The organism is Serratia sp. PL7 (assembly GCF_945957435.1).
The window spans coordinates 25,053-37,831 of sequence record NZ_CAMFLB010000016.1; the positions used below are offsets into that span (position 1 = coordinate 25,053).

10 protein-coding genes and 1 riboswitch are annotated in these 12,779 nt (G+C 55.2%); of the genes, 4 read left to right on the top strand and 6 right to left on the bottom strand.

Features of this window, described 5'->3' with window-relative positions:
* Window positions 1–129 precede the first annotated feature (129 nt).
* Window positions 130–1,779 carry a Na/Pi cotransporter family protein gene (locus tag N6G83_RS37445; protein WP_024528025.1) on the top strand — a complete coding sequence of 550 codons (1,650 nt, stop codon included), beginning with the start codon at window positions 130–132 and terminating at the stop codon, window positions 1,777–1,779.
* A 90-nt stretch (window positions 1,780–1,869) separates the two neighbouring features.
* On the opposite strand, the gene panS is transcribed toward N6G83_RS37445, so the two are convergent.
* The gene (gene panS / locus N6G83_RS37450; RefSeq protein ID WP_024528024.1) at window positions 1,870–2,790 is read right to left on the bottom strand and encodes a ketopantoate/pantoate/pantothenate transporter PanS; all 921 of its coding nucleotides are present in this window, start codon (window positions 2,788–2,790) and stop codon (window positions 1,870–1,872) included.
* A 239-nt stretch (window positions 2,791–3,029) separates the two neighbouring features.
* Window positions 3,030–4,397, bottom strand: a complete 1,368-nt coding sequence (gene lysC / locus N6G83_RS37455) for a lysine-sensitive aspartokinase 3 (RefSeq protein WP_024528023.1) — start codon at window positions 4,395–4,397, stop codon at window positions 3,030–3,032.
* A 110-nt stretch (window positions 4,398–4,507) separates the two neighbouring features.
* Window positions 4,508–4,701, bottom strand: a riboswitch (Lysine riboswitch).
* Window positions 4,702–5,038: 337 nt separating this feature from the next.
* On the opposite strand from lysC, the gene pgi reads away from it, so the two are divergent.
* A complete protein-coding gene (gene pgi / locus N6G83_RS37460) occupies window positions 5,039–6,685 on the top strand; it encodes a glucose-6-phosphate isomerase (protein ID WP_024528022.1) in 1,647 nt (548 codons plus the stop codon).
* A 62-nt stretch (window positions 6,686–6,747) separates the two neighbouring features.
* On the opposite strand, the gene N6G83_RS37465 is transcribed toward pgi, so the two are convergent.
* Window positions 6,748–8,184 carry a capsule assembly Wzi family protein gene (locus N6G83_RS37465; protein WP_024528021.1) on the bottom strand — a complete coding sequence of 479 codons (1,437 nt, stop codon included), beginning with the start codon at window positions 8,182–8,184 and terminating at the stop codon, window positions 6,748–6,750.
* 108 nt (window positions 8,185–8,292) lie between these two features.
* Between N6G83_RS37465 and N6G83_RS37470 the strand changes: the two genes are divergently transcribed.
* Complete coding sequence (locus N6G83_RS37470) at window positions 8,293–8,550, top strand: hypothetical protein (protein ID WP_260524121.1); 258 nt, start codon at window positions 8,293–8,295, stop codon at window positions 8,548–8,550.
* The gene (psiE, locus tag N6G83_RS37475; protein WP_260524119.1) at window positions 8,432–8,815 is read left to right on the top strand and encodes a phosphate-starvation-inducible protein PsiE; all 384 of its coding nucleotides are present in this window, start codon (window positions 8,432–8,434) and stop codon (window positions 8,813–8,815) included. Before N6G83_RS37470 ends, psiE begins: the two co-directional genes overlap by 119 nt.
* 88 nt (window positions 8,816–8,903) lie before the next feature.
* Here psiE and malG read toward each other — a convergent pair whose 3' ends face one another.
* The 3 genes from malG to malE form a co-directional block, all read right to left on the bottom strand.
* On the bottom strand, window positions 8,904–9,794 hold the full coding sequence (malG, locus tag N6G83_RS37480) for a maltose ABC transporter permease MalG (protein ID WP_024528020.1): 891 nt from the start codon (window positions 9,792–9,794) through the stop codon (window positions 8,904–8,906).
* 12 nt (window positions 9,795–9,806) lie between these two features.
* Window positions 9,807–11,384, bottom strand: a complete 1,578-nt coding sequence (gene malF, locus N6G83_RS37485) for a maltose ABC transporter permease MalF (RefSeq protein ID WP_024528019.1) — start codon at window positions 11,382–11,384, stop codon at window positions 9,807–9,809.
* Window positions 11,385–11,477: 93 nt separating this feature from the next.
* Window positions 11,478–12,674, bottom strand: a complete 1,197-nt coding sequence (gene malE, locus N6G83_RS37490) for a maltose/maltodextrin ABC transporter substrate-binding protein MalE (protein WP_024528018.1) — start codon at window positions 12,672–12,674, stop codon at window positions 11,478–11,480.
* Window positions 12,675–12,779: the final 105 nt, after the last annotated feature.

Below are 12,779 nucleotides of genomic sequence, written 5' to 3' on the forward strand. Positions count from 1 at the left end.
ATTGATAGCTCCCCCTCTGGATATTCCTTCTTGATAGCAATAAGCGATTTGCCGCTGTCCTGCTTAACTGGCGTCTGGCAGGCGGGATAGCCTGTGGTGCCTGCCGGGCGTCAATGGAGTGAGCCTTCCGTGTTGACCCTTCTTAATCTGCTTTCCGCCATTGCCATGCTGGTATGGGGAACTCACATCGTTCGTACCGGCATTATGCGGGTCTATGGTGCCAATTTGCGCCAGGTTCTGAGCAGCAGCATAGAGAAAAAACCGCTGGCCTTTGTGGCAGGTATTGGCGTAACCGCGTTGGTGCAAAGTAGTAATGCGACGGCGTTGCTGGTTTCTTCTTTTGTGGCTCAAGGGCTGGTGGGTCTTGGGCCTGCGCTGGTGATTATGCTGGGGGCCGATGTTGGCACGGCGATCATGGCGCGGGTGCTGACGTTCAATCTCTCCTGGCTTTCGCCGCTGCTGATTTTTGTCGGCGTGATTTTATTCCTTAGCCGCAAGCAAACCCGCGTAGGTCAGATGGGCCGAGTCGCCATTGGTCTTGGCCTGATTGTATTGGCGCTGGAACTGATTGTGGCCGCCGCTACGCCGATCACCCAGGGCTATGGCGTCAAAGTGATTTTCTCGTCATTGACCGGCGATGTGATGCTTGACGCGCTGATCGGTGCCCTGTTTGCCATTATCAGCTATTCCAGCCTGGCAGCGGTGTTGTTAACCGCGACGTTGACCGCCTCGGGCGTGATTTCTCTACAGGTGGCGCTGTGCCTGGTGATTGGTGCCAACCTGGGCAGCGGCCTGTTGGTGATGTTGAACACCAGCGGCCAGAATGCCGCAGGACGTCGCGTGGCGCTGGGTAGCCTGTTGTTCAAACTGTTGGGCAGTGCGCTGGTGCTGCCGTTTGTTTCCCTGATTGCGCACGGTATTGAGCGGCTGCCTGGTAATGCAGAAGAGTTGGTGATCTATTTCCACATGTTCTACAACCTGGTGCGTTGTCTGCTACAGGTGCCGTTGTCAGGGCCGATGGCGCGCCTGTGCGAAACGTGGATCGTCGATGCTCCTACGGAAGATCCCCGTTTGCGGCCACGCCACCTCGACGTCAGTGCCCTGGATACGCCAAGTTTGGCACTGGCTAATGCGGCGCGCGAAACCCTGCGGATGGGGGACGTAATAGAACATATGATGATCCTGCACCATGAGGTATTGCATGGTAAGCGCATCCAGGCCAAAGAAGTTCGCCGTCTGGACGATGACGTTCACGTGTTGTATACCGCCATCAAACTCTACCTGGCGCAGATCCAGAAGGAAGACCTGGGAGAGGCGGATTCGCGCCGTTGGGCAGAGATCATCGAAATGGCCCTCAACCTGGAGCAGGCTGGCGATATTATCGAACGTATGGCTAGTGATGTGGCGGATCAATCACATGGCGCGCGCAGTTCGTTCTCCGCCGAAGGTCTGGCCGAGCTGGACCAACTGCATGAAAAGTTGACTGACAATCTGCGCCTTAGCCTGTCGGTGTTTCTCTCCGGTGATATCACCAGTGCCAAGCGGTTACGCCGCTCCAAGCACCGTTTCCGCATTCTGGATCGTCGTTACGCCCATGCGCACGTCGATCGCCTGCATCAGCAAAACGTGCAAAGTATCGAAACCAGCTCGCTGCATCTGGCGTTGTTGGGGGATATGAAGCGGCTTAACTCGCTGTTCTGCGCGGTGGCCTATAACGCGCTTGATCAGGATGAGAAAGACGATGACCGTGACTGGGAGGAAAGTCCTAGAACGCCATAGTGAATGAAGGGCCGTTAATGGCCCTCAGATTGATGACAAAGTCGACCGTAGGGGCGCCACATGCTACGCCCCTTGTGAGCCTGTTTGCTATTAATCCTGTTTCTTGATCGGGCGACCTGACCAGTAACCTGCCAGCAGTGAGCCGGAGAGGTTGTGCCACACCGAGAACAATGCACCCGGCAGCGCGGCCAGTGGTGAGAAGTAGATCTTGCCCAGCGTTGCCGCCAGTCCGGAGTTTTGCATACCGACTTCAATGGCCAGCGTACGGCAGGTGGACTCATCGAACCCAAACAGTTTCCCACCCCAGTAGCCGCTCAATAACCCAATCCCGTTATGCAGGATCACCGCAATAATCACCACAAAGCCTACCGAGGCAATATGACTCTGGCTACCCGCGACCACCGCACTGATGATCGCCACAATACACACCATCGACAGGGCTGGTAGATAGGGTTCAACCCGCTTGACGGTTTTGGTGAAGCTGTGGTGGACGATCAGGCCCAGCCCAATCGGGATCACCACGATCTGCAGAATGCTGAATAACATCCCCATGATATCCACGCTGATTTTTGCATCGACATACAGGCGTGTCAGCAGTGGGGTGGCAAAGACACCAACCAGCGTAGAAACGGCCGAAATGGTCACTGACAGGGCGACATCGCCTTTAGCCAGATAGATCATCACGTTGGAGGCGGTGCCGCTGGCTACGCTGCCTACCAGCACCATACCGGCGGAGAGATCCGGCGGCATACGGAACAGCATCGCCAGCAGCCAGGCGGCCAGCGGCATAATCAGGTAATGCAGGAAGATCCCCGCCGCTACCGGACCGGGACGCGACAGAACACGCTTGAAGTCATCCAGGCGCAGGGTGACGCCCATGGCAAACATGATCAGCATCAGCAGCGTACTGACGTAAGGGCTGATACCGGTAAAGGTCGACGGGGTGTAGTAGGCCGCAATGGACAGCAGCACGGCCCATAATGGGAATAAGCGTGTGATTTTTGCCAGCATGAGAGGGGTTATCCTTTGCCAATATTGAACGGGTGTGTGTTGTGGTGGGCCCAGTGCGCTGGGCCTCTGTAGATTCAGTTCAGGCCAATCGATCTCCCCTCACCCGGCCCTCTCCCGATATGGCGTCCAGGGATGCCTGTTGTACTGTGGTGGGGAGAGGGGGCTACAGGTAGGTGCAGATATTAACCTGTGGCACGTTCAGTGCCCTCTCACTAAAGGAGAGGGTTAGGGTGAGGAGCTTACTCAAACAGATTGTGATGCAGCGTTTGTACCACGCGCTCCGCATCATCGCCTGGCACCAGGAAGCACAGGTTATAGCTGCTGGCTCCGTAACAGATCATGCGGATATTGAACGGATCCAGTACGCCGAACACCTCTTTACCGACGCCGCAGGCCTGTGACAGCTTGTTGCCGATCAGGGCGACCAGGGCCAGATTTTCTTCCACTTCCACCCGGCACAGCGAGGACAGTTCGGTGAGCAGAGAGGTGGTTAACAGGCTGCCGCCAGTGGTGGTGGAACCGGTGGTATCCATGGTTAATGCCACGCTGACTTCAGAAGTAGTGATCAGATCGACCGAGATATTATGCCGGGCCAGAATGTTGAACACCTCGGCCAGGAAGCCGCGTGCATGCAACATGTTCAGGCTGTGCAGCGTCAGCAGGGTTTGCTTGCGGCGTAAGGCAAGCGCGCGGAATAGCGGCGGGTTTTCCGTGGTATTGCACACCAGCGTGCCACCCGCGGCAGGATCTTTGCTTGAGCCGACAAAGACCGGGATGTTGCTGCGCACGGCAGGTAGCAGAGTGGCCGGGTGCAGTACTTTGGCACCGAAGGTGGCCATTTCCGCCGCTTCTTCAAAGGCAATTTTATCGATACGTTTGGCGGCAGGCACCACGCGTGGGTCGGTGGTATAAATACCCGGAACATCAGTCCAGATATCCACGCGGCTGACGTTTAATGCTTCACCCAGCAGGGCCGCAGTAAAGTCACTGCCACCACGGCCCAGCGTAGTGGTACGGCCTTTGGGTTCGCAGCCGATAAAGCCCTGGGTGATCACCAACGCCTGTTGCAGGCGCGGCTTCAACAGGGTTTGAGCCAACTCGGTCAGCGCGGCGCTGTCCGGCACGGCGCGGCCGAAATGGTCGTCGGTACGCATCACTTTACGCACATCGAACCATTCTGCCTGTACCTTACGATCGCGCAGAATTTCCACAAACAGCAGGGTAGACATCAGCTCGCCATGGCTAACCAGTTCATCGGTCAGTGCGGCTGAGGTGGCCAGCGCAGCGGCTTCCGACAGCGTGGTGATATTTTCCAGCATGCGGTCGATTTCTTCGCGAACCACCATCGGGTTATCGAGGCGATCGAGAATGGCGTATTGAATGCGGCGGATTTCGGCCAGTTGTTCGTTGCGCTTGTCGGTGTCGCAGCCTTCGGCCAGGGCCACCAACAGGTTGGTGATACCGGCAGAGGCGGACAGAACCACCAAGCGGACATCGGGATTGGAAAGAACCACGTCGGCGCTGCGATTCATCGCCTCGAAATCGGCCACGCTGGTGCCGCCGAATTTGGCTACTACGGTTGCGTTTTGGGGTGCTGCTTGAGTCATGTAAAACCTCGTGTCAGGGACGCCATTCAAATTGGCATTTAATTTCCATAAGCCTTGGCACAAGGGAAGAGCGGTAAACAGGGAGCAGGCGTAGAGGTTGAGGCTACGATACACCCAGAAGCGCCCCACCTTGCTGACTGCTCATTCAGAGCAGCCCATGGTGACAACTCAGGGGATTCAGCCCCTGTAGCCGACGTGATGGTTGCCGTAAGCATCTCGCCTCGGCGTCGCTCCCCCTCCAGTGCCGTCATCGGATAATGGCTCCTCTGACACTCTACCTGGGCGACGCGCCTCTTCTGGCTTGCACAGTGGATGTGCAAGTAGGCTGTTAGGAATAACGGGTTTATTGGCTACTGTCAACGGGAAGACGCTGAGGGATTTTCATCTGCGCTCAGCGGGGAGCAGAGCGACCGAATATTGCGGACTGCGCATCAAGAGAAAAGCGTGGTGAGAGGGACGTTTCAGCGTTGTGATAACAGGCTGTTAGGTGAAATATCAGCAGATTGTTGTGGAAAGGTAAAAATGGGGTGCGGCGGTCTGAGAGTTAACGCCTATCGCAAGAAAAGAGATCATAATCACAGGCGAACAGGCTACAATCGGTCCATCACCTCATATTCATTCTCAAGCATAAGAGCGCCGCTATGAAAAATATCAATCCTAGTCAAACCGCTGCTTGGCAAGCCCTGCAGCAACATTTCGAACAAATCAAAGACGTCCAGATCCGTGACCTGTTTGCTCAGGATAGTGAGCGTTTCTCCAAGTTCTCTGCCACTTTCAACGATCAGATGCTGGTGGATTACTCCAAAAACCGCATCACCGCAGAAACCCTGGAGAAGCTGCAGGCACTGGCGAAAGAAACCGACCTGCAAAGCGCGATCAAATCGATGTTCTCCGGTGAGAAAATCAACCGTACGGAAGATCGTGCCGTGCTGCATGTTGCCCTGCGTAACCGCAGCAACACGCCAATCATTGTTGATGGCAAGGACGTGATGCCAGAAGTCAATGCGGTGCTGGCGAAGATGAAACAGTTCTGCGACCGCGTCATTGGCGGCGACTGGAAAGGTTACACCGGCAAACCGATTACCGACGTGGTCAACATCGGCATCGGCGGCTCAGATCTCGGCCCTTATATGGCAACCGAAGCGCTGCGCCCCTATAAAAACCACCTGAACATGCACTTTGTTTCCAACGTAGACGGCACCCATATCGCCGAAACGCTAAAACCGTTGGATCCGGCGACTACGCTGTTCCTGGTGGCGTCTAAAACCTTCACGACTCAGGAAACCATGACCAACGCCCACAGCGCGCGCGACTGGTTCCTGAGCACCGCTGGCGATCAGCAGCACGTCGCGAAACACTTCGCCGCGCTGTCTACCAACGGTAAAGCGGTGGCCGAGTTTGGTATCGACACCGACAATATGTTCGAATTCTGGGACTGGGTGGGGGGCCGTTACTCTCTGTGGTCGGCAATCGGCCTGTCTATCGCGCTGTCTTTGGGTTTTGAAAACTTCGAGCAGCTGCTGAGCGGTGCGCATGAGATGGACAAGCACTTTGCCCAGACGCCTGCCGAGCAAAACCTGCCGGTGCTGTTGGCGCTGATCGGTATCTGGTACAACAATTTCTTCGGCGCAGAGACCGAAGCGATCCTGCCGTACGACCAGTATATGCACCGTTTTGCCGCTTATTTCCAACAGGGCAACATGGAGTCTAACGGCAAATACGTTGACCGTAACGGCAATCCGGTAGATTACCAGACCGGCCCGATTATCTGGGGTGAACCAGGCACCAACGGCCAACATGCGTTCTATCAGCTGATCCATCAGGGGACCAAGCTGGTGCCTTGCGACTTTATCGCTCCGGCCATCAGCCATAATCCATTGAGCGACCACCACGCCAAACTGCTGTCGAACTTCTTCGCACAGACAGAAGCGCTGGCGTTCGGTAAATCTCTGGACGTGGTTGAGGAAGAGTTCGCCGCACAGGGTAAAACGCCGGAAGAGGTCAAGCACGTTGCCCCATTCAAAGTGTTTGAAGGCAACCGCCCAACCAACTCCATCCTGCTGCGTGAGATCACCCCGTTCAGCCTGGGTAGCCTGATTGCCCTGTATGAGCACAAGATCTTCACCCAGGGCGCGATCCTCAATATCTTCACCTTCGACCAATGGGGCGTAGAGCTGGGTAAACAGCTGGCTAACCGTATTCTGCCGGAACTGGCGGGTAAAGAAGCGGTGACCAGCCACGACACCTCAACCAACGGTTTGATCAATCGCTTTAAAGCCTGGCGTTAAGTTGCTCTGAATAGCCGCCAATAAAAAACCCGCCGCGGCGGGTTTTTTGATATCTGTAGGGATCACAGATTGATTGGTACTGCCATGCTGACACCGGCACCCACGTCATCGGCGGTGCTGTTGTTGTTATCGGTGTACCACAGGCTGGTATCAAACTTCACTTGTGAAGCGAAGTTATAACCCCAACCCAACTGAATGCCTTTCAGCGTGTCAGATTTCGGGAATGCCTGGTTGATGCTCTGGTTCAGCGGGTTCACCTTGGCATACACCAGGCGAGTGCTCCAGCGCTGGCCATCGTCCAGCACCAGTTCGACACGGCCGGACAGCATTTGCCCGTCACCGCCCATAGCGTGACCCAGCGGGTAACCCTGCTGGTAGTAACCGTCTTTATAGGTGTAGTGGTTATACACATAACCCTTACGGCTCATATCTGCGCGGGTATCAGCCCCTTCGATATACCAGTTGATAACGGTTGGGCCCCACTCTGGGTGACCTTCCAGGCCGAGCAGGTAGGTGTTTTGTGATGGCAGGTAGCCGGCTTCATCTTCCCCCACCAACTGGCCATACAGGCTGACCGGCATACCGATCAACGGCTGCATTTTCAGCTTGAAGTCGAAACCGGCAAGCTGGTTGCCCGGATCGTTACCTTGGCCGGAGTCGTCGTTATCGCGGCCGATAAAACCATCCCAGAATGAGCTGAAGGACTGCGGACGACCATCGCCACCCCACTGCATAATGCGTGAGGCACCCAGTTCCAGGAAGTCGGTTGGCATCATGGTCAGACGGCCACCGATCAGTTTGGTGTTAGGTACTGCGGTATATTGTGACAGTTGACCTGCGGTGAGCTGATATTGCCAACGACCAATCCAGGACAGCCAAGGCGTTTCAAACGGGGATTGATCGGCACGTTGCAGCATAAAGCCAGCCACCGGGCGTGCCGCGTCGGAACGGATCAGGCTGCCGTCATAGCCAGGACCCCACCATTGAGAGACTTCACCGAATGACAGCCACTGGTTCCACACTTTGATGGCACCGTATGAGCCGTTCAGGTTGAATTTGGAACCATCGGAGACGCGCTGATCGCCTTCCACGGCACCTTGCAGACGCACGTCCCAGAACTCGCCGTTGGCCCCGGCGCCGATGGTCAGGCTGCTGTCGGCATAGTGACTCTGACCGAAGCCCTGCGGCGTGCCAGGCTTGTCGGTAGAGGTATAACCGGTGACGGTAATATTGGCTTTTAAGTCACCCACCCGGCGCTGTACGCGGTCAATGACGGTTTTTTCTGTGTTGGTCACCGGTTTGGCTTGCGCCAGCACCGAGTTGATCTCTTCCTGGCTTAGCGGCCAGGTAGACAGGCTGACGTTAATCACACCGCGATCGGATAACCAGGCGAGGTCATTGCGCAGATCGTTATCAGGAGTCACCAGTCCGCCGGCGTAGCTGGCAAACGAACAGGTGAAAAGGCCTGCCGCGACCAGTGCGTGGAGTTTAGCTCGCATGAAAGTTCCTTTCTAGATTACGGGAATTTAGAGGCATAATGCCTGAGGCTGCGCCCATGATAGAGGACATTTCAATTTGCTACAAATATATACAAGCGTAATCAATTCATGCAACTGATTGAAAATAGGGTGGTTCGCCTGAAGATAAACCCTCAGGGCAACTTTAGGAAAAAGCCCATTAGGAATTTCTGCACTTATAACTGGCCGAACGACGGGAGAAGTCATGGCAAAAACATCACGATCATTGATGATCGCAAAAGGGCTACAGCGGGTACTAAACGTGGGGTTGCTGCTATTGGCGGCGATTCTGGTAGTTTTTTTGGTCAAAGAAACCTTTCATTTGGCGAAAGTATTATTCGTCAGTAACGAGGAGTCTTCTTCGTACCAGCTGATTGAGGGGATCGTGATTTATTTCCTCTACTTCGAATTTATTGCCTTGATTGTTAAATACTTTGAGTCGGGCTATCACTTCCCGCTACGCTACTTTATCTATATTGGCATCACCGCGATTATTCGTTTGATCATCGTTGATCATGAGAACCCTTTCGACACGCTGGTTTATTCCGGCGCCATATTATTACTGGTGGTGACCTTGTATCTGGCCAATACCGATCGGCTGAAGCGGGAGTAACCATAAAAATGGCGGCCCAGCGAAGGCCGCCAAAGACACAGTTCATAGAGAGAAACAAAGTACATCAAACGTATTGCAGTGGCATAAATTAACCTTTCACCCCTCCCGCCGTCAGGCCACCGACCAACCAGCGCTGCGCCAGCAGGAATACTGCAGTGATCGGAATGGCGGACAACACCGCTGCGGCGGCAAAGTCACCCCATAGATAGTTCTGCGGATTCAGATATTGCTGCATGCCGACGGCCAGCGTGTAGCTGTTTACGTCGCGTAACAACAGTGAAGCTACTGGCACCTCGGTGATCGCCGCGATAAACGACAGAATAAACACCACCGCCAGGATCGGGACTGAAAGGGGCAGCAGCACCAGGCGGAACGCTTGCCAAGGCGTGGCACCGTCCAGGGCGGCGGCTTCTTCCAACGAGTTATCGATGGTTTCGAAGTAGCCTTTAATGGTCCAGACGTGCAGCGCAATACCGCCCATATAGGCGAATATCACACCGCCATGGGTATTGAGGCCGATAAACGGAATGTACTGCCCCAGACGATCGAACAGGGCATACAGTGCGACCAAAGACAGCACTGCCGGGAACATCTGGAAGATCAGCATGCTTTTCAGCAGGGTACTTTTGCCACGAAAACGCATGCGGGCAAAGGCGTAGGCACAGGTGGTAGAGAGCGTCACGATCCCCACTGCGGTGATCGCCGCGACTTTAATCGAGTTCCACAGCCATAACAGTACAGGGAAAGGCGGTGGAGTGACGCTGCCATCCGCCTGGGTAACGCTCATCCCTAGCGCCAGCCGCCAGTGATCCCAAGAGATTTGATCCGGGATCAGACTGCCGGTGGCAAAGTTACCGGAGCGTAGCGAAATCGCCACCACCATCAGCAACGGGAACATGATCAGGGCAATAAAGCTCAGCATCAGAATATGGGTGATCCACAGGCGTACGCGCTGGGATTTGGGTTGCACCATGGCCATTGTCGTTCTCCCTTAGTCAAAGTTCATTTTGCTGGCTTTCAGGTTCAGGATCGCCAGTGCGCCAACCAACAGGAAAATCAGCGTGGCAATGGCCGCCGCCAGCCCGAAGTCCTGACCCCCACCGCCTTCAAACGCGATGCGATAGGTGTAGCTCACCAACAGATCGGTATAGCCGGCCGGTGTGGTGGTGCCGATCATGTCTGGTCCGCCGCGGGTCAGCAGTTGGATTAGCACGAAGTTGTTAAAGTTGAAGGCAAAGCTGGCAATCATCAGCGGCGTCAACGGCTTGATCAGCAGCGGCAGGGTGATACGGAAAAAATTCTGCATCGGGCTGGCGCCGTCCATTGCCGAGGCTTCATACAGATCGTCGGGAATGGCTTTCAGCAGGCCCATACACAGGATCATCATGTACGGATAACCCAGCCAGGTATTGACGACCAGGATCATGCTTTTGGCGGTGAGTGGATCGGTGAACCAGGCCGGTTTAATGCCGAACAGCGCGTTGAGCATCAGGTTGATTTCACCGAAGCTCTGGTTAAATAACCCTTTGAAAATCAGAATGGAAATAAACGAAGGCACCGCGTAGGGCAGGATCAGTAATACCCGATACACCGCTTTGCCTTTCAGCGCTTCCCACTGCACCACGCAGGCCAGCACCATGCCTACGGCCACGGTGAGGATCACGGTCATCACCGAGAAAATAATGGTCCAGACAAAGATGGAGATAAACGGCTTCTGGATGCCTTCATCGTTGAGCACCCGTAAGAAGTTTTTCCAGCCGATGGTGACGGTATAACCCGGGCTGAGGGTGTCGGTCGCCCAATGGCCCTCGGCGTTAACGGCCTGATAAAAACCGATCTCCGGGTTAGGGCGATATTGTACCTGGGTCTGGTTATCGGTCAGCGTGCTGCCGTCTTTGGCTAGCGTGTACAACGGGCTGGTGCCGGAGAACTGGCGCAGGGAGCTCATGCGCAACTCGCCACCTTCTGGCAGGATGGCAACAATCTGGCTCAGCGTCTGGCGATTCTGGGTGATCACGCGCAGCGTAGCGCGCTCACCGGCGGGTTCAGCGCTTTCAACCGCCAATTTCAACGTTTGTGGCTCACTGGCGTTGAGGCTAAACGGCGCGGATATCAGTAGTTGGCCGCTATCTGGATGAGTTAACTGCAAACGCCACTGTTGGTTTTCTGCCGGATACAGTCCAAAGGTGAAGGTTTTACCGGTCTGGAATTGGCGTTGCATCAGCACCGACTGAGCGCGTTCGAAGGTCAGCTGGTTGGTGCTACTGTAGTTGGTAAAGGCGATGGCGATGGTGCAAATCAGCGGGAACAGGACGAACAGCCCCATTCCGGCGACGCCAGGATAGACGTAGCGCCAGGCATAGGCACGGCGGTTGGCGAACACGTAGAGTCCTGCACTGACCAACACCAGCGTCAGGATGGCGAACAGATATTCTCCCTGTGCATACATCACCACAATCAGATAGCAGGTCACCAGGCTGAACAGGCCGACAATCAGCCATTTCAGTATGTCACTCTGCCACCACTTCGATTTTTTTCGCGCGGGTGTTCCGGCGTGAGCAAGTTGCATAGGGCTTTCCTTTCAGGTGTTACCGCGAGAGACCAGCGGCCTCTCACACAGCAGGGCAAAGGCGGGCATCACAGCCCGCCAATGGCCAGGGTATTACTTGGTGATACGGGTATGAGCATCTTCCAGTGCGGCTTTCACCGTCTGGCGGCCTGTGATGGCGTTGATCACGGCGCTACGCATTGCATACCAGAAGGTACTCATCTGCGGGATGTTTGGCATGATTTCGCCGTTTTGTGAGTTCTGCATGGTGGCGGCAATCTTCGGATCTTTTGCCAGCTGTTCCTGGAACGATTTCAGCGCCACGGCACCCAACGGTTTATCTTTGTTAACGTCAGCCAGGCCCTGATCGGTAATCAGGTAGTTCTCCAGGAACTCGGTCGCCAGTTCTTTGTTAGGGCTGGCGGCGTTGATGCCTGCGGTCAGCACGCCAACGAACGGCTTGGACGGTTTGCCCTGGAAGGTTGGCAGCAGCGTGACGCCATAGTTGATTTTGCTTTGCTCGATGTTGGTCCAGGCCCAAGGCCCGTTGATGGTCATCGCCGTCTGGCCCTTGTTGAAGGCGGCTTCGGCAATCGAGTAGTCGGTATCGGCGTTGATGTGCTTGTTTTTCACCAGATCGACGATGAACTGCAGGCCAGCCTGTGAACCGGCGTTGGCTACGCCCACGTCTTTGATGTTGTATTTGCCATCTTCAAACTTGAAGGCATAACCGCCATTGGCGGCAATAACTGGCCAGGTGAAGTAGGGTTCTTGCAGGTTCCACATGATGGCGCTTTTGCCTTTGGCGCGCAGCTCTTTATCCAGCGCCGGGATCTCTTCCCAGGTTTTTGGCGCTTCTTTGATCAGGTCTTTGTTATAAATCAGCGACAGGGCTTCCACCGCGATCGGGTAACCGATCAGCTTGCCGTCAAAGCGTACCGCATCCCAGGTGAACGGATAGATTTTTTCCTGGAAGGCTTTGGAAGGGTGGATTTCTGCCAACAGGCCCGATTGCGCGTAGCCCCCAAAACGGTCGTGAGCCCAGAAGATGATATCCGGGCCGTCACCGGTAGCGGCAACCTGCGGGAACTTCTCTTCCAGTTTGTCCGGGTGTTCGATGGTCACTTTGATGCCGGTGTCTTTCTCAAACTTTTTACCTACCTCGGCCAGGCCGTTATAGCCTTTATCGCCGTTGATCCAGATAACCAGTTTGCCTTCTTCTATTTTGGCGAAAGCGGAGGAGGAGAGCACCAGCGTCGTTAATGCTGAAAGCGCCAGCGTGCGTACGGTTGTTGTCATTGTGCGATTCATAAATCCAATCCTTCTGTGGGGACTGCGGTAAGGAGAGCGGTTACGCGCTAATAGTGGGTCACAACCCGCTGTGTTCTCATCCTCCCCCCGTCTACGCCCCATGCC

What these genes read in the sequence shown, in the direction of transcription:
- N6G83_RS37465 (WP_024528021.1), bottom strand. Translation starts at nt 8,184, where the DNA reads ATGCGAGCTAAACTCCACGCACTGGTCGCGGCAGGCCTTTTCACCTGT.
- malE (WP_024528018.1), bottom strand. Translation starts at nt 12,674, where the DNA reads ATGAATCGCACAATGACAACAACCGTACGCACGCTGGCGCTTTCAGCA.
- pgi (WP_024528022.1), top strand. Translation starts at nt 5,039, where the DNA reads ATGAAAAATATCAATCCTAGTCAAACCGCTGCTTGGCAAGCCCTGCAG.
- malG (WP_024528020.1), bottom strand. Translation starts at nt 9,794, where the DNA reads ATGGCCATGGTGCAACCCAAATCCCAGCGCGTACGCCTGTGGATCACC.
- malF (WP_024528019.1), bottom strand. Translation starts at nt 11,384, where the DNA reads ATGCAACTTGCTCACGCCGGAACACCCGCGCGAAAAAAATCGAAGTGG.
- lysC (WP_024528023.1), bottom strand. Translation starts at nt 4,397, where the DNA reads ATGACTCAAGCAGCACCCCAAAACGCAACCGTAGTAGCCAAATTCGGC.
- N6G83_RS37470 (WP_260524121.1), top strand. Translation starts at nt 8,293, where the DNA reads ATGCAACTGATTGAAAATAGGGTGGTTCGCCTGAAGATAAACCCTCAG.
- panS (WP_024528024.1), bottom strand. Translation starts at nt 2,790, where the DNA reads ATGCTGGCAAAAATCACACGCTTATTCCCATTATGGGCCGTGCTGCTG.
- psiE (WP_260524119.1), top strand. Translation starts at nt 8,432, where the DNA reads ATGATCGCAAAAGGGCTACAGCGGGTACTAAACGTGGGGTTGCTGCTA.